The sequence below is a fragment of the Pseudomonas sp. GW821-FHT07G10 genome, from assembly GCF_059418545.1.
In genome coordinates this window covers 82,415-108,517 of the sequence record NZ_JBWKQB010000013.1, presented here as the reverse complement: position 1 = coordinate 108,517, position 26,103 = coordinate 82,415, and the positions used below count along the sequence as shown (strand labels likewise).

The window sequence follows — 26,103 nt, the reverse complement described above, 5'->3', positions numbered from 1 at the left end:
GACTGCAGATTTGGCGCGGCACGCTCCTGTAGCAGTTGCCGAGGGCTACGTCCGGCTGCGAAGCAGTCGTAACAGGCGCGATTGCGATGTGTCTGGATAACCGCGAGCGCTGGATTACGACCGCTCCGCGATCGGACGCAGCCTTCGGCAGCTGCTACAGGGGGGGGCGTCAGGCTCAGAACGGTGCCGGGCACTCGAAGCGCAAGCGCTCGCCGCTTTGCGGATGAGTGAAGCTAAGCATGCTTGCGTGCAGGCACAACCGCGGCCAGGCGGCCAATGCTTGTGGATGGGCATAGAGGCCGTCGCCCAGTAGCGGGTGGCCGATGGAGAGCATGTGCACACGCAATTGGTGTGAACGGCCGGTGATGGGGGTCAGTTCAACCCGGCACCAGTCGCCACAGCGTTCCAGCACACGCCAGAAGGTCAGGGCGTTTTTGCCGAACTCATGGTCCACCACATGTCGCGGTTTGGTCGGTGGGTCGTAGCGCAGCGGCAAGTCGATGCTACCGCTGTCCAGTTCCGGTTGGCCCCAGCAGAGCGCGGTGTAGGCTTTTTCGGTTTCGCGGTCGTGAAACTGTCGAGACAGCTCGCGGTGAGTGTCAGCGTCGCGGGCCAACAGGATGATGCCGGAGGTTTCCCAGTCCAGTCGATGGACGATTCGCGCTTCCGGGTAGCCGTTTTCTTGCAGGCGGGTGATCAGGCAGTCCTTGTTGTCTTCGGCGCGACCGGGCACGGAAAGTAACAGGGTAGGCTTGTCCACCACCAGAACGGCGGCGTCCTGATGGATGATGCGGATATTCGACAACGGCATTAAAACAGCCTCGTAACAAACGCCAACGGCGACTCGGGCCCCTCATGGCCCTCTGTAGGAGCGTAGCTTGCTCGCGATAGCATCAACCCGGTGTACCAGACTCACCGAGTTGCCTGCATCGCGAGCAAGCTACGCTCCTACAAAGGGCCGAAGGAACCTGAGTCGCCGTGGCTCCAGCCGGATCGATCAACGATCAGGCAGGGTGATATTGAGTTCCAGAATCGAGCAGCTGCCCTGGTTTTCCAGCGCGACATGCACGTCATCGGACCCGATATTGACGTACTTGCGAATCACCTCGACCAGTTCCTTCTGCAAGGCTGGCAGGTAGTCCGGGGTGGTGCGTTGGCCGCGTTCGTGCGCCACGATGATCTGTAGACGCTCTTTCGCAACCGACGCGGTACTTACCTTTTTGCTGGCACGAAAGAAGTCAAAAAGATTCATTATCTACCTCCAAACAGGCGCTCGAAGAATCCCTTCTTCGTGACATCGAGAAAACGATGCTCCACGGTCTTGCCCAGCAGACGGTCGACGGCATCGCTGTACGCCTTGCCGGCGTCGCTTTGGTCGTCGAGAATCACAGGCACGCCCTGGTTCGAAGCCTTGAGTACCGCTTGGGATTCCGGGATGACACCCAGCAGGGTCACCGCGAGAATGTCTTTGACGTCTTCGACGCCGAGCATTTCGCCATTGCTGACGCGCTCGGGGTTGTAGCGGGTCAGCAGCAGGTGTTCCTTGATCGGCTCTTCGCCTTTTTCGGCGCGACGCGATTTGCTGGCCAGCAAGCCCAGCATGCGGTCGGAGTCACGCACCGAGGACACTTCCGGGTTGGTCACGATAATCGCTTCGTCGGCGAAGTACATGGCCAGGTGGGCGCCTTTCTCGATGCCCGCCGGAGAATCGCAAACTACGAATTCGAAGTCTTCCTTGAGTGCCATGAGCACTTTTTCCACGCCTTCCTGGGTCAGCGCGTCTTTGTCACGCGTCTGGCTTGCGGCCAGCACGTAGAGGTTTTCCAGGCGTTTGTCCTTGATCAGCGCTTGCTGCAGGTTCGCTTCACCGTTGACCACGTTGACGAAGTCGTACACCACACGGCGCTCGCAACCCATGATCAGGTCAAGGTTACGCAAACCGACGTCGAAGTCGACGATGACTGTTTTGTGACCGCGCAGAGCGAGGCCGGTACCGATAGCGGCGCTGGTGGTGGTCTTACCCACACCACCCTTGCCGGATGTAACCACGAGAATCTTGGCCAAGGTGTTTCACCCCTAAGGAAAAAGGACTTTTAGCCCCTGAAAAACATCTCTTGAAAACTACTGCAGTCGGACAGCCTTGGCTGGGATTCGGTTATTAAGCGGGGGTTTACTTGCGGTAAACACTGCTTTTCGCCGATTCCTACTTCGTTTGAGCTGTTTTCGCTACGTTTTAGAGATGCTTGGAAAATGCGGCAGTATCCGTTAAAGACGAGTGATGTTCAACACGTCACCCGACAGGCTGATCTGAACCCCAGAGCCCCACAGTGGATCGCGGCGCAAGTCTTCGGAAACCTTGTATTGGCCGGCAATCGACACCAGTTCGGCACTCAATTGCTGACAAAAAATTCTGGCCCTGGTATCGCCCCTGACTCCAGCCAGGGCGCGACCACGCATCGGGCCGTATACATGGATATTGCCATCGGCGAGAAGTTCCGCGCCGGGGCTGACCGAGGAGACCACTACCAGATCGCCACCCTGGGCGTAAATCTGCTGCCCGCCGCGTACCGGCGAGGTGATGATTTTGGTCGGTTTGATAGTCGGTTCCGGCGGCTTTTCCGGTTTTTTCTTCTCGCCTTCGTACGGATCGAGCGGACGCTCCCGTGCGCCGGAGGGCGGCAATACCGGAAGATCCACGGCAATGGCAGCGGCGATGTCTTCGATCCGGCTGGCGCGGATGGCCAGCGTGCGCAGGCCATGTTGGCGACAGATGCGCATCAGGCCTGGCAGGTCGACGGCGCCTTCGGTGGCCGGCAGTTTGTCCAGGGCCAGCACCAGCGGGGCATTGCTGAAGAAGTTTGGCGCCTGGGCGACTTTCGCCGCTAACTGGCGGTCAAGGCCTTCGAGGTCATTGCGGGCCAGTTCCAGCACCGTAATTGCGAGCATGCTGCCCTTCAACTGGAACACAGGTTCTTGGTCTAGCGGTTCGGTTTGGGTCATGGTCGGCATTAAACGGCTTGTCACTAAAAGTGCCGAGACTTATAACGAGAACGCCCGCTAGCCGCAACCCGGGTCGAACCGTTGTAGAATGCGCGGCCTTGTTGTCTGTCCGGAATCTGTAATGGATCGCCCGCGTTTTCGAACTACATTTTTTCTTCCGCGTTTTTGGCCGCTGTGGTTTGGCCTCGGCCTGCTATGGTTGATCGTTCAGTTGCCATATTCCGTGCTGCTGCTGATCGGCCGCGCCTTGGGGGCGTTGATGTATCGGGTGGCAACTGACCGGCGGCGCATTGCCAAGCGCAACCTGGAACTGTGTTTTCCGGAAAAGTCCGCCGCCGAGCGCAAGCGCCTGCTCAAGGAAAACTTCGCCTCTACCGGCATCGCTTTTTTCGAAATGGCCATGAGCTGGTGGTGGTCCAGGTCGCGGCTGGCGAGTCTGGCTCATGTCGAAGGGCTGGAGCACCTCAAGCAGGCCCAGCGCGAGGGCAAGGGCGTGATCCTGATGGCGCTGCATTTCACCACGCTGGAAATCGGCGCGGCCTTGCTCGGTCAACAGCACACCATCGACGGCATGTACCGCGAGCACAAGAACTCGTTGTTCGACTTTATTCAGCGCCGTGGCCGTGAACGGCACAACCTCGACTCCCTGGCGGTGGAGCGCGACGACGTGCGCGGTATGCTCAAACTGCTGCGTGCCGGCCGCGCGATCTGGTATGCGCCGGATCAGGACTACGGCGCCAAGCAGAGCCTGTTCGTACCGCTGTTTGGCATTCAGGCGGCGACGGTCACCGCCACCAGCAAGTTCGCTCGATTGGGCAAAGCGCTGGTGGTGCCCTTTACCCAGGAACGCCTGGCCGACGGCAGCGGTTACCGCTTGGTCATCCATCCACCGATGACGCAATTCCCGGGAGAGAGTGAAGAAGCTGATTGTCTGCGGATCAATCAATGGGTCGAGGGTGCGCTGCGCGAATGTCCGCAGCAATATCTCTGGGCCCATCGCCGCTTCAAGAGCCGGCCACCGGGTGAGCCGAAGTTGTATGCCAAGCGTGGCTGACGCAATGCCGTTAGATTGCAAGCACCATGGAGTGTTGCGATGAGTTCAGCTGAACCGGTCACAGGTTTGATTCTTTCTGGCGGTGGGGCTCGGGCGGCGTATCAGGTTGGGGTGTTGGCGGCGATTGCCGAGTTATTGCCGGCGGGGACGCCGAATCCGTTTCCGGTGATCGTTGGTACGTCCGCAGGAGCGATCAACGCGGTCAGCCTGGCCAGCGGGGCAATGGATTTTGGCGGCGCGATCCAGCGTCTGACGGCGTTCTGGCAGGGTATTCGCAGCCATCAGGTGATGCGCAGCGATTGGCCAGGGGTGATCAGCCAAGCCACACGGTTTGTCGGGCATAGCCTGCTGGGGTTAGGCGCTCAAGTGCCGGTGGCGCTGATCAACAGTTCACCGTTACGGCGTTTGTTGAACCGCAAACTTCATTTGTCCGGTATCGAGCAAGCCATCCGGCAAAAGCAATTGCACGCGGTGGCCATCACGGCTTTCGGCTATGAGTCTGGTCAGGCGGTGACCTTCTATCAGGGCGGCGGCACCATTGATGCCTGGTTACGTCATCGACGTATTGGCGTGCCGACTCAGCTGACGGTCGAACACTTGCTGGCCAGCTCAGCGATCCCGTTGTTGTTTGCTCCGGTCAAACTCGGCCAGGAGTATTTCGGTGACGGTGCCGTTCGTCAGCCGGCGCCGATCAGCCCGGCTTTGCACCTGGGGGCGAGCCGGGTGCTGGTGGTCGGCGTCAGTGGCAACCCGCGCGGTTTTGACCCACAGCAACCACTGCAACGCACCTACACCGGCCAGCAGCCAAGCCTGGCGCAGATCGGCGGGCACATGCTCAACAGTACCTTCATTGACAGCCTGGAGAGTGACATTGAGTTGCTGCAACGTCTGAACCAGCTCAGCCATCTGCTGCCTGCGGGTACGCCGACCCGCAGCCTCGGGCTGACGCCGGTGGAGGTGCTGGTGATTGCCCCGAGCCAGCCGATTGATGAAATTGCTGCACGCCATCGCCAAGAGCTGCCAGCGGCCTTGCGGCTGTTTCTACGCGGGCCGGGTGCGACCAAAACCAGTGGAGCCGGGGTCCTCAGTTATTTGCTGTTCGAGGCGGGGTATTGCAGCGAACTGATCGAGCTTGGCCGCAGCGATGCCTTGGCCAAGCGTGAGCAGTTGTGCCGGTTTCTGGGGTTGCCGATGTTTGCGACGTTGCCTTGATCTAGGTTGCTCGCGATGGGGCCCTGACTGGCTATGCAAAGCTTGAGTCAGACGGTCAACCGGTCATCCCGAAAATCGCGCAGTGCCTGCTCGATCTCTTCCCGGGTGTTCATCACAAACGGCCCGTACTGCACGATCGGCTCGTCCAGCGGCTTGCCGGCGATTAGCAGAACCCTTGCGCCCGACTGGCTGCTCAGCTGTAACTCGCCCTCATTGGACAAGCGAATCAGCTTACTGGCGCCGATGCTCTGGACTTGCCCCGGCAGCTCCACCTGGCCTTCGTAGACATACAGCAGCGCACGATGCCCCTCGGGCAGGCGAGGGCTGATGCTGCTGCCCGCCGGTAGATGAATGTCGAAGTAATGCGGCTCGGTATCCGGGCGCTCAACCGCTCCGGCTTGCTGTACCTGGCCGTCATCGAACCGACCGGCGATCACCACCACCTCGACGCCGTTTTTGGTCTTTGTCCGTGGAATATCTGCCGGCTGAATATCCCGGTAACTGGCGGTGTCGAGTTTGTGCTTGCCCGGCAGGTTCAGCCACAGCTGGAAACCGCGCATCACGCCTTCTTCCTGTTCCGGCATTTCACTGTGAATGATGCCCTTGGCCGCGGTCATCCATTGCACGCCACCGCCCTCGAGCAAGCCGACATTGCCCAGATGGTCTTCGTGGCGCATGCGGCCTTCCAGCATGTAGGTCACGGTTTCAAAACCGCGATGGGGATGCGGTGGGAAGCCGGCAATGTAGTCGTCAGGATTTTGCGATCCAAATTCATCGAGCATCAGGAATGGATCGAAACGTTCAACGCCCTGGCCACCGAAGACCCGGGTCAGTTTCACCCCGGCACCGTCGGATGCCGGTTGTCCGGTATGAATGCTGAGTACTTTGCGAAATTGAGTCATTGGTGCAACTCCTGATCAGTGTGGAATGGACCCATGCTACGTCAGGCCAATTGATCATTGGTTGCGAATTTTGCGGGGTAGTTATCTGGTTTTTCGATTGTTCTATAGGGGAACGGGTGATGGCCTCGAAAAGATCGCAGCCTGCGGCAGCTCCTACGCACAAAACCTGCCTACATTCCGTGGGAGCTGGCGAAGCCTGCGATCTTTTGATCTTCCGTCACGGCACATCGGGAAGATCGGCACTATCGATCAGAAGTGAAATTTCACCAACAAGCTCGCGGTGTCCTGATTGGTTGTGAAGGAGGGGGTGTCCTCGATCCCGTATTTGTTCTTCCAGTAGTCGTATTCGATACCGACGTACAGCTGCTTCTCGCCCCAGTTCAGCGCCTTGCCCAAGTCATATTTGATTTGCGGATTGAAGTGCAGGTTGGCGTGGTAGGTGCCTTTGGCGGTCTGGTCGTTGTCGACCACCCAGTCCATGTAGCCGTCGATCAAGACGTTCGACTTGCCCATCGGGATGGTATAGGACCACACCGGAGTGATCTGCCAGACGTTATTACCCGGGCGGTTGCCTTCGGGATGGCGCTGGTAGAAGTTCAGCTGGAAGTAGTCGAAGCCGGGAATCGCCAGGTCGAAGCCCGGACCAATCAGGTAGGACTCGGTATCGTTTTCGCCAAACTCGTAAGTCATGGCCAGCAAGACATCCTTGATCGGGCCGAACTCCAGCTTCTGGTCGAAGATTTTACCGAATGACAGGCGTGGGCTGAACTCGCCGTAATAGGTATCCGAGCCAACATCGTGGTCTTTTTTACCGTTGTAGAAGATCCGGTCCAGAAAGAAGAAGTTATCTCCATATTTCCAGGCATCGGCGTGTTCGAAAGTGACGGTTTGCTGGATCGCAGGGTTGACCTTGAAGCCTTTGCCCCATAAGTAAGTCAGGCTGTTGTTCTGCCATTGCAGCAGATCGCCGGCCATCGCCTGCCCCCCCGCCAACAAGGATCCGGCAAGCATCAGGCTGGTGCATGTACGTTTCATTCGGTTGCTCCCAAAGTAGGTTGTTCCACGTATTTTTTAAGTTGGCGCTCTGGTGTGGCGCCTTTTTTCGTTGCTGTAAAAGTCATCCGATCGGTCAGCTTTATTGCTGGTAGCAAGAGCTGAGCCAAGGCAAAAAAAACAAAAAAACTCCCGCTCGGCTGCCTTGAAACAGTCGATTGAGAGTTGATTCGGTGCGCCTCGGGACTAACCGGTGCCGGGATAAGTTGGCTATATGGTCAGGTTTTAAATCTGGAGTTTTTTTTTGAGCGGATTCGGGCGGCCGCGGAGAATACTGGCTCGCGCAGCATGGCTTAAGTGCCCCGTAACAGAGCGCTTGTAACAAGATTAGGGCACGGTTGCGGGCCATCTTAGAGGTGCCCCTTGACCAGCAGGCTGGAGTGTTTGCGTTTCATGGTATTGCTCGCTGATTGTTTTTATTGTTAAGGCGCAGGCAGCCGCTGACTGCGACCAGGCTTCAAGTCCGGTCGCAGTCATGTGTGTGTAGTGGGTGTTGACTAAAACGGCTGACACCGCGAGGGCGGCAGGCGTACCGCCCCTCAGGTCAGTGCTGGTGGGCTTGCCGAGCGTTACTGGCGGCTCGTTCAGCACCGCCCAATATGTTGAACAACAGGTTCAACGAGAGGGCACTGATGGTCGCCATGGCGATGCCGCTGTGGGTGATGGGACCCATCCACAATGGCAAGTGGCCGAAGAACTCCGGGCGGACCACCGGAATCAGGCCCATGCCGATGCTCACCGCTACCAGCAACTGATTGCGGCGGTCAGCGATATCGGCTTCCTGGAGGATTTTGATTCCGGTGGCGGCGACCATGCCGAACATCGCAATCGCTGCGCCGCCGAGTACCGCAGGCGGAATCGAGGCAACCAGAAATGCGGCTTTGGGCAGCAGGCTGAGGATGACCAGCAACCCACCGGCGACGATGGTCACCGAGCGGCAACGCACGCCGGTCATCTGTACCAGCCCAATGTTTTGAGCAAAGGAGGAGTGGGTGAAGGTGTTGAAGAAACCGGCGAAGAACGAGGCGCCGGCGTCACACAGCAAACCACGACGGAGCATCCGTGGAGTGACTTCCTGACCGGTGATCTTGCCCAGTGCGAGGAACATGCCGGTGGATTCGACGAAGATGATCACCACCACCAGGCACATCGAAAGAATCGGCGCCAGATGAAATTCAGGCATGCCAAAGTGCAGCGGGGTGACGACCTTCAGCCAGGGCGCCTGAGCGATGCCGCTGAGGTCGACCATGCCGATGAAACCGGAAAGGATGTAGCCCAGACCCATGCCGATCAGTACTGAGATGTTCACCCAGAAACCGCGCATGAACCGGTTGATTAACAGGATGGTTGCCAGTACCAGGGCTGCAATGGTCAGGTAAATAGGCGAACCGAACTGTGCGGCACCGTTGCCACCGCCGGCCCAGTTCACGGCCACGGGGAACAACGACAAGCCGATCGAGGTGATGACGGTGCCGGTCACCAAGGGCGGGAAGAAGCGCACCACCCTGGACATAAACGGCGCGATGAGCATGCCGAAGAAACCGGCAGCGATGGTCGCCCCGAAGATCCCGGTCATGCCGATGCCTGGCATGCCAGCCATGGCCACCATGCTGCCCACCGCAGCGAAACTGGCGCCCATCATCACCGGCATACGAATTCCCATGGGACCGATGCCCAGTGATTGCACCACGGTGGCAATCCCGGCAACCAGCAGGTCGGCATTGATCAGGAAGGCGATTTCTTCACGACTCAGGCCCGCGGCCTGTCCGATGATCAGCGGCACCGCAATGGCGCCGCCGTACATCAGCAGAACGTGTTGCAGGCCGACCAGAATCAGTTGCAAAAGGGGCAAGCGCTGAATGGCGGGTGCGTCGGGGATGCGCGCTTCGGATAGCTCGGACATGCAACACCTCGGATCTTTTTTATTCTTGTGGTTTAACAGCTGCGTGGTTGCGAACAGCTTTTTTGAATCTTTAGCAACCGCTTCGCGGTTGATCGCGGGCAAGCCTCGCTCCTACAGGTGGTGCATGAACCTGGTAGGTGCGAGGCTTGCCTGCGAAGGCGTCAAAAATGGCTTAGTTGGTCCGGGCTCCCTGAGCGATCCAGGCGCCGATCAGGTCACGTTCTTGCTGGGTCATCTGTGTGATGTTGCCCAAGGGCATGATCTGAGTGGTGACAGCCTGGGCCTGAATCCGCGGTGCCAGTTGCTGGATCTGTTGCGGTGTATCGAACATCACCCCGGCGGGAGCTGCACTGAACAACGGGCTGGTTGGGTTGGCCGAATGGCACACCGCGCAGCGTTCCTGAATCACGCTGTGAACCTTGTTGAAGTCCGGGGCGCTAGCGTTGGCAGTGGAAGCCTGGGTCGGTGCCGCAGCGGGTGGGGCGGCTTCAGGCTTGGCGCCGCTGATGGCGGTTTCCGGAATCGGCTGGTACTCGATCTTCGCCGGTGCCTTGGCCACTTCAGGGGCGCTCGACATCTGTGTCGGGCCGGTCACGTAAGCCAGGCAGATCATGCCCAGTGCCGCGACAGGCAAGGTCCAGGCGAACTTGTGGCTGTCGTGACGGGTGTTGAAGTAGTGACGCACCAACACCGCCAGCACCGCGATCCCGGCCAGGATCAGCCAGTTGTATTGGCTGCCGTAGGTGCTCGGGAAGTGGTTGCTGATCATGATGAACAGCACCGGCAAGGTGAAGTAGTTGTTGTGCCGCGAACGCAACAGGCCTTTGGCCGGCAACGCCGGATCGGGCGTTCGGTTTTCGGCGATGGCTGCGACGAGCGCGCGCTGTGCCGGCATGATGATACGGAATACGTTACCGACCATGATGGTGCCGATAATGGCGCCGACATGCAGGTACGCACCGCGACCGCTGAACACTTTGCTGAAGCCGTACGCCGCAGCGATCAACAGCACGAACAGGATCAGGCCGAGCAGGGCAGGGCGTTTACCCAGCGCCGAATCGCACAGGAAGGAATAGACGAACCAGCCGATGAACAACGAGCCGATGCCGATGGCTACGCCTTCAGGGCCGCTCAGGCCGCTGCCGGGTGCCACGAGATACAGAACCGGGTTGGAGTAGAACACCACGCACAACAGCGCGATCCCCGACATCCAGGTGAAGTAGGCTTCCCATTTGAACCAATGCAGGTTGTCCGGCATGGTCGGCGGGGCCAGTTTGTATTTTTCCAGGTGGTAGATACCGCCACCGTGGATCGCCCACAGGTCGCCTGCCAGACCTTCTTTCGGGTTGACCCGATTGAGGTTGTTTTCCAGCCAGACAAAGTAGAACGAAGCGCCGATCCAGGCGACGCCAGTGATCATGTGAACCCAGCGTATGCTCAGGTTCAGCCATTCCATCAGATGTGCTTCCACAGTCTTTACCTCTTGCCTGTCACTCTGTTGTCGAGTGATCAGACCTTCTCTTATTGGTGGGGGGCGAGGATCAAACGCTCATCCTCTTTGAAAAAATGCTCATCGCAGTTATTGCCTGTGCCACTGCGATCAACCACCAGGAAGTCATCCCGCTTTTCGATCGTCAGCACCGGATGGTGCCAAACGCCGCGATGGTAATTAATGCCCTGCCTGCCGTTGGTGACGAAGGCGCGGACCAAGCCTGATACAGGTTCATCGCCAAGTGGCGCGACCACGATCAGAAAGGGGTTGCCGAGCAGCGGTATGAAAGCCTGGCTGCCCAGCGGATGGCGCTCCAGCATGCAAACGGTCAGCGGCATGTCCTGCGCATCAGCGCGGAAGATGCTGATGATCGCCTTGTCGTCTGGCGTGGCCGTTTCAACCTCGGCCAGACGATGGAAGCGCATGGTCGAACCGTTGTTGATCATGAAGTGATCGCTGCCGTCGGTTTCGATCACGTCACCGAAAGGGGCGAAGGCTTCTTTGGTCAATGGTTCAATCATCAATGTGCGCATGCTGTTCTTCTTTTCTTTGAGTTCAGTATCGATCGTTCCCACGCTCCGCGTGGGAATGCCGCCATGGACGCTCCGCGTCCGCTGTGACGCGGAGCGTCACGGTATGCATTCCCACGCAGAGCGTGGGTACGATCATCTGTTATTTTGCAACCTTGCCCAGTACACGCAGGCGACTCACACCACCGTCCGGGAACACGTTCAGGCGGATGTGAGTGATAGGGCCCAAGGCTTTGATCTGCTCGGCGAAGGTGTGCTCGGCGTGCATTTCCAGCTTCTGGGCGGGCAGCAGTTCACGCCAGAACAGGCTTTGGGTCTCGATCTGGCTGTCGGTGCCACCCTTGACGAACGCGCCCTGGATCGAGCAGGTGTCGGGGTAGTTGCCCTTGAAGTGCAGGGTGTCGACGATGATTTTTTCGATCTCGCCCGGGTGGCCGAGGGCGACGATTACCCAGTCGTTGCCGGGTGTGCGACGGCGGGCAGTTTCCCAGCCGTCGCCCATGTTGATGCCGCGACCCGGATTGAGGATGTTGCTCATGCGACCGAAGTGTTCGTCGGAGCAAGCTAGGGCGCGACCGCCGTTCAGGGCAGCTGCCAGATCGATCTGTTCGTTGTCGCCGACCGCAGACCAGTCGCGGAACGGAATGCCATATACGCGCAGACGCGCTACGCCGCCATCCGGGTAGATGTTGAAACGCAGGTGGCTGAAGGCCTGATCGTTATTGATCTCGTGGAAGTGATGGCTGTTGCCTTGCAACTCGACAGCCGACAGCACTTCGACCCACTGGGTGTTCTCAGTCGGTTCGCCGCAAGCCACGAAGCAGGCTTCCAGGGAGGCAGACGGCGGGAAGTTGCCGGTGAAGAATGAGGTGTCGATGTCCACGCCTTTGATCGAGCCAGGCACGCCCAGGCGGATTACCGCGCTGTCGTAGCCTTCGAAGCGCTTGCGGCGCGACTCCCAGCCGTCCATCCACTTGCCGTTGTCATCGAAAACGCCCTCCTTCCACACGGCCGGGGTCGGCTGGAACAGGCGGTTGGCGTCAGCGAACCAGTCATCGGTGACCGAGATGATTTTGGTGCCCAGGCGGGCGTCGGCCAGGTTGACGAACTTCTCGAAAGGTACGGCGTAAGCTTTCATTCTTCTTGTCTGCCTTGAAATAAGTGGCTGGGGATGCTCGCAGGGCCCGGGGCGGTTTCGGCGTTCATGAAATCGTCAGGGCCAAGGTTGCTATAGAGTCAGTAATCGGAACAGGGCGATCTTGTTGATCTCTGCCAGCGCGCATTTGAATTCGGTGTCGACCGAGTTGTGGATGCGTGTTTCGAACGCCGCGAGGATCTGATGCCGATCGCTGCCTTTTACCGCCATGATGAAGGGGAACGCGAACTTGGCTTTGTAGGCCTCGTTCAGCTCGGTGAAGCGCTGGAACTCATCGCTCGAGCATTGGTGAATACCGGCGCCAGCCTGTTCGTTAGTGCTGGCTTCGGTCAGTTGGCCCTGGACGGCGGCTTTGCCGGCCAGGTCCGGGTGAGCGTTGATCAGTGCCAGCTGACTGGCGTGATCGGCGCTCAACAGGATATCGCTCATGCGCTGGTGCAGGGTTTCAATCTGGTCGATCCCGGCGTCCTGGCCCAGGTCGTAGGCCTTTTCGGCAACCCATGGCGAGTGTTCGTAGATATCGGCGAAGGCGTCGACGAAGGCTTCACGGCTCAAGGTCGATGGTTTGAGGGTCTGAAAGGCGCTCATTTCGAGTCCCCTCCTGGGTAAGGATGGGTTTGGTGCCAGTGGCGGGCGATGTCGACCCGGCGGCTGAACCAGACCTGCTCGTGGCTCTTGGCGTACTCGATAAAACGCTTCAGTGCGGCCAAACGGGCAGGGCGGCCGATCAGGCGGCAGTGCAAACCGATGGACAGCATCTTCGGCGATTCGGCGCCTTCAGCGTAGAGCACGTCGAACGCGTCTTTGAGGTACTGGTAGAAATCATCGCCCTTGTTGAACCCCTGAACCTGGGTGAAGCGCATGTCGTTGGTGTCAAGGGTGTACGGGATCACCAGGTGTGGCTTGCCGGTCGGGTTGTTCGGTTCCCAGTAGGGCAGGTCGTCGTCGTAGGTATCGCAGTCATAGAGAAAACCGCCTTCTTCCATCACCAGGCGACGGGTGTTTGGCCCGGTGCGGCCGGTGTACCAGCCCAGCGGGCGCTCGCCGCTGATTTCGGTGAGGATGCGGATCGCTTCGAGCATGTGCTCGCGTTCCTGCGCCTCGTCCATGTACTGGTAGTCGATCCAGCGGTAACCATGACTGCAGATCTCGTGACCGGCTTGAACCATGGCGCGGATAACGTCTGGATGGCGCTGGGCGGCCATGGCCACGGCGAAGATGGTCAGCGGAATGTCGAATTCCTTGAACAGCTTGAGGATCCGCCAGACGCCGGCACGGCTGCCGTACTCGTAAAGGGATTCCATGCTCATGTTGCGCTCGCCTTGCAGTGGCTGCGCCGAGACCATTTCCGAGAGGAAGGCTTCCGACTCTTTGTCGCCGTGCAGGATGTTGCGTTCGCCGCCTTCCTCATAATTGAGTACGAATGACAAGGCGATGCGGGCATTGCCCGGCCAGTGTGGGTGAGGAGGGTTACTGCCGTAACCGATCAGGTCGCGTGGGTAGTCAGCGCTCACTGCAGTCTTCCTTCTTGTTCGTGGTGTCTTGTTCGTGACAAGGGGGGTGTGACGGCCTGGCGGTGAGATGACAGGCTGGTGTCACAGCGATGGAGTGATTGTATACAACTTTATTGGCACTTTGTAAGCCTGAATTTTTGCAAATTTCACTGATTGTCATCAAAAAAGGGCATTGCAAGAAACCTGCCTGATTGGTCAGCTAATGAATGGGATATCGCCTAATCTCAAGGCGTGGCTGTAAATTCACTTACAACCCAAGGCTGACAGGGCTGAAGGCAGATAGGTGATTTTTATTGTGTACAATTTTTTTGAAAAGTGTCTTAATCAGTCGCTCGCCGCCCTTTTTCGTGCTCCGAAACGGTGCGGTCTCCTTTTTAACTGACTTCGGGAGGCGCGAGGCCTGGCTGCTTGAACCGCAGGCAGGCGCGCAGAATCAATGGGACGTTTGACTACACACGTTTTGGATGCCGCACACGGTTGCCCTGGCAGCTCGATCAAGGTTGAGTTGTACCGGGTTGAAGGCACGCAGCTGGAGCTGGTCGCCAGCGCGCTGACCAACAGCGATGGCCGTTGCGATGCGCCGTTGTTGCAGGGCGATGATTACCGTTCCGGGGTCTATCAACTGCAGTTCCATGCAGGCGACTACTACCGTGCCCGCGGGGTACAGCTGCCGGAGCCGGCATTTCTCGATGTAGTGGTGCTGCGCTTTGGTATCTCGGCCGAGCAGGATCACTATCACGTGCCCCTGCTGATTTCGCCCTACAGCTATTCGACTTACCGAGGAAGCTAGACTCCCCCACGAATCTGCGCAAAAGCTTCTTTGGTCTTTCGCCCGCTCACACTGCGGGCTTTTTTTCGTCTGTGTGTAGGAGCAGCCGGTCGACGCTCGATTGGTCCGGGCGGCGTTCCGACGATGGACTCAAGGGCGGCGCGTTTATTCAGAAAACACGCGTTATCGTTAACGTCCATCGTGAGCAATCGAGCGTCGACCGGCTGCTCCTACACCGCGAAGCTTTTAGCGGCTCAACAACGAAGCCGCGCCCGCGCCACTGAACAACCCGGCACTGATCCGGTTGAACCAGCTCTGACCCTTGCCGCTGCGCAGATACCGCGCTGCACCATGGGCACCGAGGCCGTAGGCCAGCTTGCAGAGTAGATCAAGCGCGGTCCAGGTGGCGATCATGATCAACAGCTGCGGTAGAAACGGCTGCTCGGCGCTGAGAAACTGCGGCAGAAAGGCGGCGAAGAACAGGATGTCTTTGGGATTGCTCGCACCCAATACAAACGCGCGCCCAAACAGTGCGCGAAAGCGCGGAACAGGTGCCGCGTGTGGCACTTCTGTGGTTCGGGCCGGTTGCCGCGATTGCTGCCAGCTCTGCCAGGCAAGGTAGAACAGGTACAGTGCGCCGACGATTTTCAGTGCGCTGAACAGCTGCTCAGAGGCCAGCAGCAAGGCGCCAAGACCCAAAGCCGAGGCGCTGAGCAGGCAGATAGAGGCAATCACTCCGCCCAGAAACGCCGGGTAAGAGCGGCGCAAACCGTAGTTCAAACTGTTGCTGATCATCAATAAAGACAGTGGTCCCGGGATCAGAATTACCACCAGCGCGGCGCCGCTGAACAACAGCCAGGTTTCCAGATTCATCACTTTTCTCCTAATGTGCAAAAGCCCCACCCGGCGGGGTGAGGCTGGTTGAAGCGTCTGTTGCTTACAAGAAAATGAACTTGGCGATAAAGATCGCGCACAGCACCCACAAACTGATGGATATTTCCTTGTGTTTGCCGGTACCGGCCTTCAACACAACATAACTGATGAAGCCCAGTGCGATACCGTCGGCGACCGAGAAGGTCAGCGGCATCATGATCATGGTGACAATCGCCGGAATGCTGTCAGTGGCTTCGCTCCACTTGATGTGCTCCATGCCGCCCATCATGAGCATCGCCACGTATATCAGTGCGCCAGCGGTTGCATAAGCGGGGATCATGCCAGCCAGCGGCGCGAAAAACATCGCGGCAATGAACAGTACGCCAACCGTGACTGCCGTCAGACCGGTACGGCCACCCGCGGCTACACCGGCGGCACTCTCCACATAGCTGGTGACCGGCGGCACACCGACCATTGCGCCAAACACGCTGGAAGCACTGTCGGCTTTCAATGCGCGGGAGAGGTTTTCGATCTTGCCGTCAGCGTTCACCAGACCGGCCCGTTGCGCGACGCCCATCAGGGTGCCGGCGGTGTCGAACATGTGCACGAAGAGGAACGCCAGCACCACACTGATCATGCTGACGTTGAACACGCCGGCGATGTCCATGGCCATCCAGGTCGGGGCAAGGCTGGGTGGGGTGGAGAAGATTCCGTTGTACTGCACCAAACCCAGTCCCCAGCCGGCAGCGGTTACGCTGATGATGCTGATCAGGATCGCGCCGAATACCCGGTGATAGCTGAGCACCGCAATCATCAGGAAACAGACCGCTGCCAGCAGCGGACCAGGCTCACGCAGGGAGCCGAGTTTGATCAGGGTGGCCGGGCTGTCGACGATAATCCCGGAGGTTTTCAGGCCGATGATGCCAAGAAACAATCCGACTCCTGCGCCCATCGCATAGCGCAAGCTCACCGGAATGCTGTTGAGCAGCCACTCACGCACCCGTGACAGGGTCAGAATCATGAACAGCACACCGGAAATGAACACCGCACCCAGCGCGGTTTCCCAGTTGTAGCCCATGGTCCCGACGACGGTGTAGGTGAAGAAGGCATTCAAGCCCATGCCCGGCGCCAGGCCGACCGGCCAGTTGGCGTACAAGCCCATCAACAGGCAACCCAGCGCGGCGGCGATGCAGGTAGCGACGAAGGCAGCGCCGTGGTCGATCCCGGCGTCAGCCATGATGTTCGGGTTGACGAAGATGATGTAGGCCATGGTGATGAAGGTTGTCAGACCGGCAATCAGCTCGGTCTTCACCGTGGTGCCGTGCAAACTGAGCTTGAAGAGGCGTTCCAGCCAGCTGTTGTTCAACGACGGTGAAAGGTCCAGCGTAGGGGCTTCGGATTTGCGGCTTTCCACAGCGAGTACTCCTCAAGAGTTTTATTGTTTTTTCCAGAACCGGACACGCGATGGTGGGCAGCGGCTCTTTGAGGCATGTAAGGCTTGCGGGCTTTTGTTGACTGTAAGGTCAGGAACTCGCACGAAGCGAATTATGCTTTTGTATACAAATAAAGCAAATAATGTTTTTGTTATTGTGTGCGAAAAGGATGAAAGGAAGGATATATGGAGAGGGAGGGGGCAGATCCCGTTGATTGATCGTTCCCACGCGGAGCGCGGGAACGATCAGGAAAAGCGGGGGGCTTCAACTCGAGCGGCTTTCCCCCAGCGCCTTATTCACCGCTAGCCAGCCATTCACCGCGGTCTCGCCGGCCTCGGCAAACACTCGCTGCAAAAGTTTCACCTGCTCACGTCGCAGCGACTGCTCAAAGCGCGCGCCCTCGATGGTCAGCTCCAGCAGACGCTTACGCTTGTCCGAATCTGGCGCAACGCTGTTTACCAGGTGCATTTCCATCAACTGACGCAGTGGAGTGTTCAAGGCTTGCTTGCTCACCCCGAGCACCGTCAGCAGTTCTTTCACGCTGAGGCCTGGATAGCGGGCGATAAAAAACACGATGCGCTGATGCACCCGGCTCAAGCCCCGGCGTGCGAGCATTTCGTCGGCTTTGGCGGTGAACGCCTGGTAACCGAAGAAAAAGGCTTCCATGGCGGCTTGTTGAGTAATTTGATTTTTAAGGTCAAGCATATTGACGTATCTGCGTGTGTCATCGTAATTTCGGTCAACTAGTTTGACTTATTTTCCTCAAGCCTCGCTACGGTGACCACCATGGCTTTTTCCGAACGTGTCTCGCGCCTTAAAAGTTCTTTGATTCGTGAAATCCTCGCCGCAGCCCAGCGTCCGGAAGTGATGTCGTTCGCTGGCGGTCTGCCCGCCGAAGCGATGCTGCCCAAAATCGAATGGACCGGCATGCCGCTGTCGATGGGCCAATATGGCATGAGCGAAGGCGAGCCGGCATTGCGCGAAGCACTTGCGGCCGAAGCTCGAGCCTTGGGTGTGCCGTGCCAGGCCAGCCAGGTATTGGTGGTCAGCGGATCCCAGCAGACCCTCGATCTGGCCGCCAAGCTGTACATCGACAAAGGCACCGAGATCATTCTCGAAGCGCCGACTTACCTGGCGGCACTGCAAATTTTCCAGCTGTTCGGTGCGCACTGCCTGACTGTGCCGCTGCAAGCTGACGGCCCGGATCTGCCGGAATTGCGCGCCCGCCTGGAAAAACACCAGCCAGCATTCATTTACCTGATCCCAACCTTCCAGAACCCATCAGCGGTGCGCTACAGCGAGACCAAGCGCGATGCGGTGGCGGCGTTGCTGGACGAGTTTGGCGTGACCCTGATCGAAGATGAACCTTATCGCGAGCTGACTTTCGATGACGGCAGCGCCACACCGATCGTCAGTCGCTTGAAAAAGGCCAGCTGGATTTACACCGGTACGGTGTCCAAGACCTTGCTACCCGGTCTGCGGGTCGGTTATTTGATTGCCAGTCCGGATCTGTTCCCGCACCTGTTGCGGCTCAAGCAGTCAGCCGACCTGCACACCAATCGTGTCGGTCAGTGGCAGGCGATGCAGTGGATCGGCACCGAAAAATTTCGCAACCATCTGGTCGAACTGCGTGGCTTTTACCGCGTGCGCCGCGATGCCTTTCAGGCGGCGCTTGAAAAACACTTCGCCGATCTGGCTGATTGGCAGGTGCCTCAAGGCGGGCTGTTTTTCTGGTTGACCTTGAAAAAACCGCTGGACACCCGCACTTTGCTCAAGCCGGCGCTGGCGCAGGACGTGGCGTTCATGCCGGGCGAACCGTTTTTTTCCGACCCGGATCGCAATCCAGGTCACTTGCGGCTGAATTTCAGCCACATCGATTCAGCGCGTCTGGACGAAGGTCTCAAGCGGCTGGCCGCCGTCGTACGTCAAGCACAAGCTGCGCAGGAAGCTTAAGGGGAGGGGCTATGTACAAGGTTTATGGCGATTACCGTTCGGGCAACTGCTACAAGATCAAGCTGATGCTCAATCTGCTGGGCCTCGAGTTCCAGTGGCAGAGCGTGGATATTTTGAAGGGCGACACCCAGACTGCCGAGTTTCTGGCCAAGAATCCCAATGGCAAGATCCCGGTGCTGGAACTTGAGGACGGCACTTACTTGTGGGAGTCGAACGCGATCCTCAACTTCCTCGCCGACGGCAGTGAGTTCCTGCCGGGCGAACCACGCTTGCGTACCCAGGTTCTGCAATGGCAGTTCTTCGAGCAGTACAGTCACGAGCCGTATATTGCAGTAGCGCGGTTTATCCAGCTCTATCTGGGCCTGCCGGAAGATCGTCGCCACGAATATGAAAAGCTGCAAAAACGCGGTTACAAGGCGTTGGACGTGATGGAGCATCAGCTTACCCGCACGCCGTATCTGGTGGGCGAGCAGTATTCGATCGCGGATATCGCGCTGTATGCCTATACCCATGTCGCCCATGAAGGCGGCTTTGACCTGAGTCGCTATCCGGGGATTCAGGCCTGGATGCAGCGTGTGGCCAGCCATCCAAAGCACATTGGAATGCTTGATTGAGCTGACCGCAAAAACAATTAAACCGGCCAATGAGCCGGTTTAATTTTGTCTGAAGCCTGTGTTGCCTGTGCCCGCCTCTTCGCGGGCAAGCCCCGCTCCTGCAGGTTCCGCGTTGTCCTTGCTCGCGATGGCGTCAGTAAGCGCTACACAAGTTGCTCAGGCTGCCGCAAACCGCTTATCCAGATAATCAATGATCACCTTGGACTCATACATCCAGGTGGTCTGGCCGTTCTCTTCGATACGCAGGCACGGCACTTTGATCTTGCCGCCTTGCTCCAGCAGGGTCTGGCGATCCTGTTCGTTGTTTTTCGCATCGCGCAGGGCCACCGGTACATTCAGACGGTGTAGGGTGCGGCGAGTCTTCACGCAGAACGGGCAGGCGTGGAATTGATACAGGGTCAAGTCCCTGGCGGCTTGCTCGACCTTAGCCTGAGCGGCGCCGGTGCGCTGTTGCTTGCGCGGACGGGTGATGAAGTCGATGAAGATGATGAGTTGGCCCAGGCCGACTCGAAGCGCTTTGACGAACACGGTTAAAGCCTCTTGCCCATATATGAAGAGGCGGCAGCTTACCTGATTTTTTACCGACGAAAAAAAACCGGCGATGAACGCCGGTCCTTTTGTTCGCCGGGTTTACTTGATCAGGCTGAGAAACTCGCTGCGGGTCGCCGCATTTTCGCGGAACTCACCGAGCATCACCGAGGTGATCATCGACGAATTCTGTTTCTCCACACCGCGCATCATCATGCACATGTGTTTGGCTTCGATGACTACCGCAACGCCCAGAGCGCCGGTCACTTCCTGGACCGCTTCGGCGATTTGCCGGCTGAGGTTTTCCTGGATCTGCAGGCGGCGGGCGTACATGTCGACGATCCGCGCGACTTTCGACAGGCCAAGCACCTTGCCGCTAGGGATATACGCGACATGCGCTTTTCCGATGAAAGGCAGCAGGTGGTGTTCGCACAGCGAGTAGAGCTCGATGTCCTTGACCAGCACCATTTCGCTGTTATCGGAGCTGAACAAGGCACCGTTGGTGACCTGTTCCAGCGTTTGCTCATAACCGCGGCAAAGGTACTGCATGGCTTTGGCGGCACGTTTTGGCGTGTCGAGCAAACCTTCGCGGGAGACGTCCTCGCCAAGCTGGCCGAGAATCGCCGTGTAATTCTGTTCCAGGGACATGAAACTACCTGTGGGATTTTACGCAAAGGGCAAGGGTACGGTGACGGACACGGCGCTGCAAGCGTGACAACACCGCTTTACTCGTCACGACCTTCCATCATGGTGCGTTTGAGCATCACATAAACTGCACCGGCACCGCCATGTTTAGCCTGGCACGAAGTGAAGCCGAGCACCTGAGGGTGCTGGCGCAACCAGGTGTTGACGTGACTCTTGATCATCGGCCGCTTGCCGTCCAGTCGCACAGCCTTGCCGTGGGTGACACGTACGCAACGGATTTCGAATCTGGTCGCTTCAGCGAGAAACGCCCAAAGAGTCTCGCGGGCTTTTTCCACGCTCATGCCGTGCAGGTCGAGGCTACCTTCAAAAGGAATCTGGCCCACCTTCAGCTTGCGCATCTGGCTTTCCTGAACGCCGTCACGGGCCCACATCAGCTCGTCTTCCGGTCCGACATCGATGACAAACTGATCGGACAGGCCATCGACGGTGGTCACATCGGCGCGCACGGTAGCCGCCTGACGCAGTTTGGCGATTTGCGCACGGTCGGCCTTGGGTTTGCCCGTCTCGGCACGATCATGTTTGATCGGCTTGACGCCGCGGATCTCGCTTTTGAACAGGGAAAAATCGTCGTCTTGCATGTCAGCCTCCGCGAAGGGCGGCTAGTTTACCCAAGTCCAGGCGGATCGGGCATGACAAAAAGCTGCCGCGCTGCACTCAGTCATTTTTTTTCATCAGGTGCGGCGCGATGTTCAGCCCGTTGGACTGGCGACGGCGGCGACGGAAGCGACGCCATAACTTGATACCGATGTACAGCAGCAATAGACCCATCACCAAAATGACCGCCGAACCGGTTCGGCTGGCATTCAGTTCGCCGAGCGCGGGAGGGTGTCCCAAAAGGCTGGCGGCACCGGCCATGGCCAATAACAGGCCAAACATCGCCAGCACTGCCGAAAAGGCTACGCCCAGGCGAAAACGCCAGTTACTTGGGCCTTTGGGGCGCAAGCGACGTGCGTCAAATCCATCGGATATCTTCATTCCGACCTTCCTCAATGGGTATCGGCCCTTCGACCGGGAGATGACCGGGTGGTTCCTGAGGCTAAGACAATTGCAGAGACCGGGAGGTTTTTGCGGATGAGCGGCTGGATGGGCCGCTCATTGAGCGGTCGATCAGATCAGGTCTTTGGTCAGCGCAAGGGTGGCAAAGTTGTCCGCCATGATGGCCATCTCGGTCTGCTGCACATGTTCTGCGCTGAGGATTCCGCCCTTGTACGGTAGATCGCGGGTCGCACACGCATCCTCCACCAGCGTGCAGCGAAAGCCGAGGTTCTTGGCCGCGCGCACCGTGGTGCTGACACTGGAATGGCTCATGAAACCGCAGACGATCAGGTCCAGCGAGCCGAAGTCCTGCAGACGCTTTTCCAGTTCAGTGCCATGGAAGGCGCTCGGCAGCAACTTGCCGATGATGGTCTCGTCACCTTGTGGTTCCAGCCCCGGGATGAACTTGCCGCGCTCGCCTTGAGGGTCGAACAGACCACCCACGGTGCCGAGGTGGCGTACATGTATGATCGGCCGACCGGCAGTACGAGCTGCGGCAACCAGTTTCTTGATGTTTGCGACGGCAGCATCCATGCCGGTCAGGGCCAGGGGACCGTTGAGGTACTCTTTCTGGGCGTCGATGATGACCAGGCTGGCATGGCCCAAATTGGCCGGTGCATAACCACGGCCGCTGAGTTGAAACATCGTCTTTGGAACGGACATTCTGGGGCTCCTTTGAGTGGGGCTTTTGCGACATTGTCCTCTGGCAGAGCGCTTCTGTGAATCGCTACCAACGTAAGCTGCGTGGTTGCTGGCCTACAGCCGTGTCAAGAGGGTTGCTGCGTTTAACCAAAAGGCTCAAAAATTGATAACTCCTACATTGGGCCAGCGTTTTTCATGCGTCGTCGGGGAAGGTTTTGGCTGTTAGAATCATCCGTCGTTTTTTCAGGAGTTTGCCCCCGTGATCACTTCCCGCCTGCGCACTTTGCGCGACCACATCCGTTGGGCCGTCAGCCGTTTTCATGGGGAGGATTTGTTTTTCGGCCATGGGACAGACAACGCCTGGGACGAAGCCCGTCAATTGGTGCTTGGCGCGTTGCACCTGCCTTGGGAAATTGCCGACAGCTATCTGGACTGCCGCCTGGAGGATGACGAGTTGGTCAACCTGCAACGGCTGCTCAAGCGTCGTATCGAGGAACGAATCCCGACGGCTTATTTGCTGGGTGAGGCGTGGTTTTGCGGTATGTCGTTCATCGTTGACGAGCGAGTGCTGATCCCGCGTTCACCGATCGGCGAGCTGATCGAAAAACGTTTCGAACCGTGGTTGGGCACCGAGCCTGCACGCATTCTTGACCTGTGCACGGGTTCCGGCTGCATCGGCATTGCCTGCGCTTATGAATTCCAGAACGCTGAAGTGGTGCTGGCCGACCTGTCGTTCGAAGCCCTGGAAGTTGCCAATCAGAACATCGAGCGTCACGGTGTCGACGAGCGCGTATACACTGTTCAAGGTGATGGTTTCGATGGGCTGCCGGGCCAGCGCTTCGACTTGATCGTTTCCAATCCGCCGTACGTCGATGCTGAAGATTTCGCCGACATGCCGGATGAATACCAGCATGAGCCAGAACTGGGGCTGGCCTGTGGTGAGGACGGCTTGAATCTGGTGCGACGCATGCTCAGCGAAGCGGCGGATCACCTGACCGAAAAAGGTTTACTGATCGTCGAAGTCGGCAACAGCCAGGTGCACGTCGAAGCGCTGTACCCGGAAGTGGATTTCGCCTGGCTGGAATTTGAACGCGGCGGCCACGGCGTGTTCATGCTCACTGCCGAGCAGTGCCGTCAGCATCAGGCATTGTTTGCTTCAAGGGTTTGATGGCGGGAAAACGCAATCGCGCAGGCTGCGATCTTTGATCGTTCCCATGCTTCCGCGTGGGAACGATCATCGCAGGCTGCGCCAGCTTCTACCCCTGTTTACCAGCCTCCAGCATATTCTCCGGTCTGACCCAGGCATCGAACTCTGCATCTGTCAGATAACCCAATTGCAGCGCAGCCTCGCGCAGGGTCAGGCCTTCGCCATAGGCTTTCTTGGCGATTTCTGCTGACTTGTCATAGCCGATATGCGGGTTCAGCGCCGTCACCAGCATCAAGCCGCGCTCCAGGTGCGCCGCCATTTGCACAGGGTCAGGTTCCAGTCCGGCAATGCAATGCTGCTGGAAGTTGCTGCACCCATCGCCCAGCAGACGGATCGATTGCAGCAGGTTATGGATGATCACCGGTTTGAACACGTTCAGTTGCAGGTGGCCCTGGCTGGCGGCGAAACCGATGGCCACATCGTTGCCCAGTACCTGGCAGGCGAGCATCGACAGCGCTTCGCATTGGGTCGGATTGACCTTGCCGGGCATGATCGAACTGCCGGGTTCATTGGCTGGCAGTTTTACTTCTGCAAAACCGGCTCTTGGGCCTGAGCCCAGCAAGCGCAGATCATTGGCGATTTTCATCAGGGTCACGGCGAGGGTTTTCAGTGCGCCGGATAACGTGGTCAGTGGCTCATGGCCGGCCAGTGCGGCAAACTTGTTTGGTGCAGTGACGAACGGCAGACCGGAGAGGGCGGCCAGTTCGGCAGCTATCGCTTCGCCAAAACCGTGAGGCGAGTTGAGCCCCGTGCCAACGGCGGTGCCGCCCTGAGCCAGTTCGCACACCGCAGGCAACGCGCTTCGAATCGCCTGTTCGGCATAGTCGAGCTGCGCTATGAACGCCGAGAGTTCCTGGCCAAAGGTGATCGGCGTCGCGTCCATCATGTGCGTACGGCCGGTCTTGACCAGCTTCATGTGCCCCGCAGACAGCTGTGCCAAACCACCGGACAGTTCGTTGATTGCCGGCAGCAGATGTTGCTGCACCGCTTGGGCGGCAGCGATGTGCATGGCGGTGGGGAAGCAGTCGTTGGAGCTCTGCGAGCGGTTGACGTGATCGTTGGGATGCACCGGGCTTTTGCCGCCGCGCGGATTGCCGGCCAGTTCATTGGCACGCCCGGCGATTACCTCGTTGACGTTCATATTGCTTTGGGTGCCGCTGCCGGTCTGCCAGACCACCAGCGGGAACTGGGCATCATGCTCGCTATTGAGCACCTCGTCGGCGGCCTGTTCGATCAGGCGGGCGATGTCGGCGGGCAGGTCGCCATTGCGGTTGTTGACCCGTGCAGCGGCCTTCTTGATCAGTGCCAGTGCGTGCAGCACCGTAATCGGCATGCGTTCGTTGCCGATGGCGAAGTTGATCAGCGAGCGTTGCGTTTGAGCGCCCCAGTAGGCGTCATCAGGGACTTCAATCTGGCCAAGGCTGTCGGTTTCGATACGGCTCATCGGTCGCACTCCTGTTGGTCTGATTCGCCAGTTTAGGCCGTGATCTGCCATTAGGGTTCCATTAGTCGACTTTTCTACCGTTCAACCCTTGCAAATCAGGTGTGGCAAGGCTTGGGGTTGAGCGACAGAGTTTTTTAGGCGCAGAATGGTCCCCCTTGGGGTTTTACCTCGCCAGCTAGAAAAGGAAACTTGATGACTCGTTTTCGTGCCATCTGTACCGCGGTTGTTCTGGTTTGCGCCAGCGGCCAGGTTCTTGCCGATACCGCCAGCCACAACGCCAGTGCCGAAGCCTTCCTGACTCTGGCACACGCCGACAAGCTCGGTACCCCGGTGTACATGCAAGTGCAGCAAATGTTCGCCCAGCGCTTTGAACAAACCAAGGCCCCGGAGTCCAAAAGAGCCCTGCTGGAAACCTACCAGGCCAAGGCCAACGCCGCTCTGGACCAGGCCATTGGCTGGAATAAACTCAAGCCGGACATGGTCAAGCTCTACACCACCAACTTCAGCGAGTCCGAACTCAAGGACCTGGTAGCGTTCTACCAGTCGCCGCTGGGCAAGAAAGTCCTGGAAAAAATGCCGCAGCTGACTCAGCAATCGGCCCAGATGACTCAGGCCAAACTGGAAAGTGCGGTACCTGTGGTCAACAAGCTGCTCGCTGACATGACCGCCGAACTTGAGCCAAAAGCTGCAGAAGCGCCGGCCAAGAAAAAGCCTTGAGCGGAGTCGGGAATGACCATGCAACAACGTATTGAATCGGCGCTGAGCGCATTGCAGCCCGAGCATCTGCAGGTACTGGATGAAAGCCATATGCACAGTCGTGGGTTGCAAACCCACTTCAAGGCGGTGCTGGTCAGTGAACAGTTTGCCGGGCTTAACAGCGTCAAGCGCCACCAGAAGGTTTACGCCACTCTCGGCGAGCTGATGGGGGAGTTTCATGCGTTGGCGCTGCATACCTACACGCCTGAAGAATGGGCGAAGATCGGCGCGGCTCCGGCATCGCCGACTTGCGCCGGCGGCAGCAAGCATTAAAAGATCGCTGCCTGCAGCAGCTCCTGCGGGGGGCGCGCAGGGCGGGCTTTTGCAG

Annotated in this window: 29 protein-coding genes; 8 read left to right on the top strand and 21 right to left on the bottom strand. The window is 58.4% G+C overall.

Annotated elements, in window-relative coordinates:
- Nucleotides 1-175: 175 nt before the first annotated feature.
- The 4 genes from AC07O1_RS16280 to minC all read right to left on the bottom strand — a co-directional run bounded on the left by AC07O1_RS16280 (nucleotide 176) and on the right by minC (nucleotide 3,000).
- Nucleotides 176-811: an RluA family pseudouridine synthase gene (locus AC07O1_RS16280; protein ID WP_494993764.1), complete on the bottom strand. Its 636-nt coding sequence runs from the start codon at nucleotides 809-811 to the stop codon at nucleotides 176-178.
- A 186-nt stretch (nucleotides 812-997) separates the two neighbouring features.
- Nucleotides 998-1,252: a cell division topological specificity factor MinE gene (gene minE, locus AC07O1_RS16275; RefSeq protein WP_007928666.1), complete on the bottom strand. Its 255-nt coding sequence runs from the start codon at nucleotides 1,250-1,252 to the stop codon at nucleotides 998-1,000.
- Entirely contained in the window at nucleotides 1,252-2,064 is an 813-nt protein-coding gene (gene minD, locus AC07O1_RS16270; RefSeq protein WP_494993765.1) for a septum site-determining protein MinD, read from the bottom strand. Before minD ends, minE begins: the two co-directional genes overlap by 1 nt.
- A gap of 201 nt (nucleotides 2,065-2,265) precedes the next feature.
- Complete coding sequence (gene minC / locus AC07O1_RS16265) at nucleotides 2,266-3,000, bottom strand: septum site-determining protein MinC (protein ID WP_495089379.1); 735 nt, start codon at nucleotides 2,998-3,000, stop codon at nucleotides 2,266-2,268.
- A gap of 121 nt (nucleotides 3,001-3,121) precedes the next feature.
- Between minC and AC07O1_RS16260 the strand changes: the two genes are divergently transcribed.
- Nucleotides 3,122-4,054, top strand: a complete 933-nt coding sequence (locus AC07O1_RS16260) for a lipid A biosynthesis lauroyl acyltransferase (protein WP_495089342.1) — start codon at nucleotides 3,122-3,124, stop codon at nucleotides 4,052-4,054.
- 39 nt (nucleotides 4,055-4,093) lie between these two features.
- Entirely contained in the window at nucleotides 4,094-5,266 is a 1,173-nt protein-coding gene (locus tag AC07O1_RS16255; RefSeq protein WP_495089341.1) for a patatin-like phospholipase family protein, read from the top strand.
- Between the two features lie 47 nt (nucleotides 5,267-5,313).
- Here AC07O1_RS16255 and AC07O1_RS16250 read toward each other — a convergent pair whose 3' ends face one another.
- The 8 genes from AC07O1_RS16250 to puuE all read right to left on the bottom strand — a co-directional run bounded on the left by AC07O1_RS16250 (nucleotide 5,314) and on the right by puuE (nucleotide 13,816).
- A complete protein-coding gene (locus AC07O1_RS16250) occupies nucleotides 5,314-6,168 on the bottom strand; it encodes a pirin family protein (protein ID WP_495089340.1) in 855 nt (284 codons plus the stop codon).
- Nucleotides 6,169-6,417: 249 nt separating this feature from the next.
- Nucleotides 6,418-7,203, bottom strand: a complete 786-nt coding sequence (locus tag AC07O1_RS16245) for an outer membrane protein OmpK (RefSeq protein WP_494993769.1) — start codon at nucleotides 7,201-7,203, stop codon at nucleotides 6,418-6,420.
- 562 nt (nucleotides 7,204-7,765) lie between these two features.
- The gene (locus tag AC07O1_RS16240; RefSeq protein ID WP_495089339.1) at nucleotides 7,766-9,124 is read right to left on the bottom strand and encodes a nucleobase:cation symporter-2 family protein; all 1,359 of its coding nucleotides are present in this window, start codon (nucleotides 9,122-9,124) and stop codon (nucleotides 7,766-7,768) included.
- A 172-nt stretch (nucleotides 9,125-9,296) separates the two neighbouring features.
- The gene (locus tag AC07O1_RS16235) at nucleotides 9,297-10,595 is read right to left on the bottom strand and encodes a urate hydroxylase PuuD (RefSeq protein ID WP_495089338.1); all 1,299 of its coding nucleotides are present in this window, start codon (nucleotides 10,593-10,595) and stop codon (nucleotides 9,297-9,299) included.
- Nucleotides 10,596-10,645: 50 nt separating this feature from the next.
- Nucleotides 10,646-11,149 carry an ureidoglycolate lyase gene (locus tag AC07O1_RS16230; RefSeq protein ID WP_489072066.1) on the bottom strand — a complete coding sequence of 168 codons (504 nt, stop codon included), beginning with the start codon at nucleotides 11,147-11,149 and terminating at the stop codon, nucleotides 10,646-10,648.
- A gap of 139 nt (nucleotides 11,150-11,288) precedes the next feature.
- The gene (gene alc, locus AC07O1_RS16225) at nucleotides 11,289-12,284 is read right to left on the bottom strand and encodes an allantoicase (protein ID WP_494993773.1); all 996 of its coding nucleotides are present in this window, start codon (nucleotides 12,282-12,284) and stop codon (nucleotides 11,289-11,291) included.
- Between the two features lie 90 nt (nucleotides 12,285-12,374).
- Nucleotides 12,375-12,890 (bottom strand): 2-oxo-4-hydroxy-4-carboxy-5-ureidoimidazoline decarboxylase, encoded by a 516-nt coding sequence (gene uraD / locus AC07O1_RS16220; protein WP_495089337.1) that lies wholly within the window; start codon nucleotides 12,888-12,890, stop codon nucleotides 12,375-12,377.
- Nucleotides 12,887-13,816, bottom strand: a complete 930-nt coding sequence (gene puuE, locus AC07O1_RS16215) for an allantoinase PuuE (RefSeq protein ID WP_495089336.1) — start codon at nucleotides 13,814-13,816, stop codon at nucleotides 12,887-12,889. The genes uraD and puuE overlap by 4 nt, the downstream gene beginning before the upstream one ends.
- Nucleotides 13,817-14,252: 436 nt before the next feature.
- Between puuE and uraH the strand changes: the two genes are divergently transcribed.
- Complete coding sequence (gene uraH / locus AC07O1_RS16210) at nucleotides 14,253-14,606, top strand: hydroxyisourate hydrolase (RefSeq protein WP_489357023.1); 354 nt, start codon at nucleotides 14,253-14,255, stop codon at nucleotides 14,604-14,606.
- 225 nt (nucleotides 14,607-14,831) lie between these two features.
- Here uraH and AC07O1_RS16205 read toward each other — a convergent pair whose 3' ends face one another.
- The 3 genes from AC07O1_RS16205 to AC07O1_RS16195 form a co-directional block, all read right to left on the bottom strand.
- On the bottom strand, nucleotides 14,832-15,458 hold the full coding sequence (locus AC07O1_RS16205) for a LysE family translocator (protein WP_494993776.1): 627 nt from the start codon (nucleotides 15,456-15,458) through the stop codon (nucleotides 14,832-14,834).
- A 64-nt stretch (nucleotides 15,459-15,522) separates the two neighbouring features.
- The gene (locus AC07O1_RS16200) at nucleotides 15,523-16,872 is read right to left on the bottom strand and encodes an NCS2 family permease (RefSeq protein ID WP_494993777.1); all 1,350 of its coding nucleotides are present in this window, start codon (nucleotides 16,870-16,872) and stop codon (nucleotides 15,523-15,525) included.
- 283 nt (nucleotides 16,873-17,155) lie between these two features.
- Nucleotides 17,156-17,596, bottom strand: coding sequence for a MarR family transcriptional regulator (locus AC07O1_RS16195; protein WP_494993778.1), 441 nt, complete (start codon nucleotides 17,594-17,596; stop codon nucleotides 17,156-17,158).
- 81 nt (nucleotides 17,597-17,677) lie between these two features.
- On the opposite strand from AC07O1_RS16195, the gene AC07O1_RS16190 reads away from it, so the two are divergent.
- Entirely contained in the window at nucleotides 17,678-18,844 is a 1,167-nt protein-coding gene (locus AC07O1_RS16190) for an aminotransferase-like domain-containing protein (protein ID WP_495012779.1), read from the top strand.
- A gap of 11 nt (nucleotides 18,845-18,855) precedes the next feature.
- Complete coding sequence (locus AC07O1_RS16185) at nucleotides 18,856-19,458, top strand: glutathione S-transferase family protein (RefSeq protein ID WP_494993780.1); 603 nt, start codon at nucleotides 18,856-18,858, stop codon at nucleotides 19,456-19,458.
- A gap of 156 nt (nucleotides 19,459-19,614) precedes the next feature.
- Here the strand turns inward: AC07O1_RS16185 and AC07O1_RS16180 are convergent, their stop codons facing one another.
- From AC07O1_RS16180 to AC07O1_RS16160, 5 genes are all read right to left on the bottom strand, one after another.
- Nucleotides 19,615-19,986: a glutathione S-transferase N-terminal domain-containing protein gene (locus tag AC07O1_RS16180; RefSeq protein WP_495089335.1), complete on the bottom strand. Its 372-nt coding sequence runs from the start codon at nucleotides 19,984-19,986 to the stop codon at nucleotides 19,615-19,617.
- A gap of 102 nt (nucleotides 19,987-20,088) precedes the next feature.
- On the bottom strand, nucleotides 20,089-20,634 hold the full coding sequence (gene folE, locus AC07O1_RS16175) for a GTP cyclohydrolase I FolE (RefSeq protein WP_494993782.1): 546 nt from the start codon (nucleotides 20,632-20,634) through the stop codon (nucleotides 20,089-20,091).
- A gap of 77 nt (nucleotides 20,635-20,711) precedes the next feature.
- Nucleotides 20,712-21,269, bottom strand: coding sequence for a Smr/MutS family protein (locus AC07O1_RS16170; protein WP_494993783.1), 558 nt, complete (start codon nucleotides 21,267-21,269; stop codon nucleotides 20,712-20,714).
- Between the two features lie 76 nt (nucleotides 21,270-21,345).
- Entirely contained in the window at nucleotides 21,346-21,666 is a 321-nt protein-coding gene (locus AC07O1_RS16165; protein WP_494993784.1) for a hypothetical protein, read from the bottom strand.
- Nucleotides 21,667-21,798: 132 nt separating this feature from the next.
- A complete protein-coding gene (locus tag AC07O1_RS16160; RefSeq protein ID WP_495089334.1) occupies nucleotides 21,799-22,389 on the bottom strand; it encodes a cysteine hydrolase family protein in 591 nt (196 codons plus the stop codon).
- Nucleotides 22,390-22,627: 238 nt separating this feature from the next.
- On the opposite strand from AC07O1_RS16160, the gene prmB reads away from it, so the two are divergent.
- Complete coding sequence (prmB, locus tag AC07O1_RS16155) at nucleotides 22,628-23,536, top strand: 50S ribosomal protein L3 N(5)-glutamine methyltransferase (RefSeq protein WP_495089333.1); 909 nt, start codon at nucleotides 22,628-22,630, stop codon at nucleotides 23,534-23,536.
- Between the two features lie 88 nt (nucleotides 23,537-23,624).
- Here the strand turns inward: prmB and AC07O1_RS16150 are convergent, their stop codons facing one another.
- Nucleotides 23,625-25,019: a class II fumarate hydratase gene (locus AC07O1_RS16150; RefSeq protein WP_494993787.1), complete on the bottom strand. Its 1,395-nt coding sequence runs from the start codon at nucleotides 25,017-25,019 to the stop codon at nucleotides 23,625-23,627.
- Between the two features lie 192 nt (nucleotides 25,020-25,211).
- Between AC07O1_RS16150 and AC07O1_RS16145 the strand changes: the two genes are divergently transcribed.
- Together AC07O1_RS16145 and AC07O1_RS16140 are read left to right on the top strand one after the other, a co-directional pair.
- Nucleotides 25,212-25,736: a DUF2059 domain-containing protein gene (locus tag AC07O1_RS16145; RefSeq protein WP_494993788.1), complete on the top strand. Its 525-nt coding sequence runs from the start codon at nucleotides 25,212-25,214 to the stop codon at nucleotides 25,734-25,736.
- 12 nt (nucleotides 25,737-25,748) lie between these two features.
- Nucleotides 25,749-26,048, top strand: coding sequence for a BolA family protein (locus tag AC07O1_RS16140; protein ID WP_494993789.1), 300 nt, complete (start codon nucleotides 25,749-25,751; stop codon nucleotides 26,046-26,048).
- The last annotated feature ends 55 nt before the right edge of the window (nucleotides 26,049-26,103 follow it).

Excerpts from the sequence above, each read along its gene's own strand:
- AC07O1_RS16280 (WP_494993764.1), bottom strand. The coding sequence starts at position 811 with ATGCCGTTGTCGAATATCCGCATCATCCATCAGGACGCCGCCGTTCTG.
- minE (WP_007928666.1), bottom strand. The coding sequence starts at position 1,252 with ATGAATCTTTTTGACTTCTTTCGTGCCAGCAAAAAGGTAAGTACCGCG.
- minC (WP_495089379.1), bottom strand. The coding sequence starts at position 3,000 with ATGACCCAAACCGAACCGCTAGACCAAGAACCTGTGTTCCAGTTGAAG.
- AC07O1_RS16260 (WP_495089342.1), top strand. The coding sequence starts at position 3,122 with ATGGATCGCCCGCGTTTTCGAACTACATTTTTTCTTCCGCGTTTTTGG.
- AC07O1_RS16255 (WP_495089341.1), top strand. The coding sequence starts at position 4,094 with ATGAGTTCAGCTGAACCGGTCACAGGTTTGATTCTTTCTGGCGGTGGG.
- AC07O1_RS16250 (WP_495089340.1), bottom strand. The coding sequence starts at position 6,168 with ATGACTCAATTTCGCAAAGTACTCAGCATTCATACCGGACAACCGGCA.
- AC07O1_RS16245 (WP_494993769.1), bottom strand. The coding sequence starts at position 7,203 with ATGAAACGTACATGCACCAGCCTGATGCTTGCCGGATCCTTGTTGGCG.
- AC07O1_RS16240 (WP_495089339.1), bottom strand. The coding sequence starts at position 9,124 with ATGTCCGAGCTATCCGAAGCGCGCATCCCCGACGCACCCGCCATTCAG.
- AC07O1_RS16230 (WP_489072066.1), bottom strand. The coding sequence starts at position 11,149 with ATGCGCACATTGATGATTGAACCATTGACCAAAGAAGCCTTCGCCCCT.
- alc (WP_494993773.1), bottom strand. The coding sequence starts at position 12,284 with ATGAAAGCTTACGCCGTACCTTTCGAGAAGTTCGTCAACCTGGCCGAC.
- uraD (WP_495089337.1), bottom strand. The coding sequence starts at position 12,890 with ATGAGCGCCTTTCAGACCCTCAAACCATCGACCTTGAGCCGTGAAGCC.
- uraH (WP_489357023.1), top strand. The coding sequence starts at position 14,253 with ATGGGACGTTTGACTACACACGTTTTGGATGCCGCACACGGTTGCCCT.
- AC07O1_RS16205 (WP_494993776.1), bottom strand. The coding sequence starts at position 15,458 with ATGAATCTGGAAACCTGGCTGTTGTTCAGCGGCGCCGCGCTGGTGGTA.
- AC07O1_RS16195 (WP_494993778.1), bottom strand. The coding sequence starts at position 17,596 with ATGCTTGACCTTAAAAATCAAATTACTCAACAAGCCGCCATGGAAGCC.
- AC07O1_RS16190 (WP_495012779.1), top strand. The coding sequence starts at position 17,678 with ATGGCTTTTTCCGAACGTGTCTCGCGCCTTAAAAGTTCTTTGATTCGT.
- AC07O1_RS16185 (WP_494993780.1), top strand. The coding sequence starts at position 18,856 with ATGTACAAGGTTTATGGCGATTACCGTTCGGGCAACTGCTACAAGATC.
- folE (WP_494993782.1), bottom strand. The coding sequence starts at position 20,634 with ATGTCCCTGGAACAGAATTACACGGCGATTCTCGGCCAGCTTGGCGAG.
- AC07O1_RS16170 (WP_494993783.1), bottom strand. The coding sequence starts at position 21,269 with ATGCAAGACGACGATTTTTCCCTGTTCAAAAGCGAGATCCGCGGCGTC.
- AC07O1_RS16165 (WP_494993784.1), bottom strand. The coding sequence starts at position 21,666 with ATGAAGATATCCGATGGATTTGACGCACGTCGCTTGCGCCCCAAAGGC.
- AC07O1_RS16160 (WP_495089334.1), bottom strand. The coding sequence starts at position 22,389 with ATGTCCGTTCCAAAGACGATGTTTCAACTCAGCGGCCGTGGTTATGCA.
- AC07O1_RS16150 (WP_494993787.1), bottom strand. The coding sequence starts at position 25,019 with ATGAGCCGTATCGAAACCGACAGCCTTGGCCAGATTGAAGTCCCTGAT.
- AC07O1_RS16145 (WP_494993788.1), top strand. The coding sequence starts at position 25,212 with ATGACTCGTTTTCGTGCCATCTGTACCGCGGTTGTTCTGGTTTGCGCC.
- AC07O1_RS16140 (WP_494993789.1), top strand. The coding sequence starts at position 25,749 with ATGACCATGCAACAACGTATTGAATCGGCGCTGAGCGCATTGCAGCCC.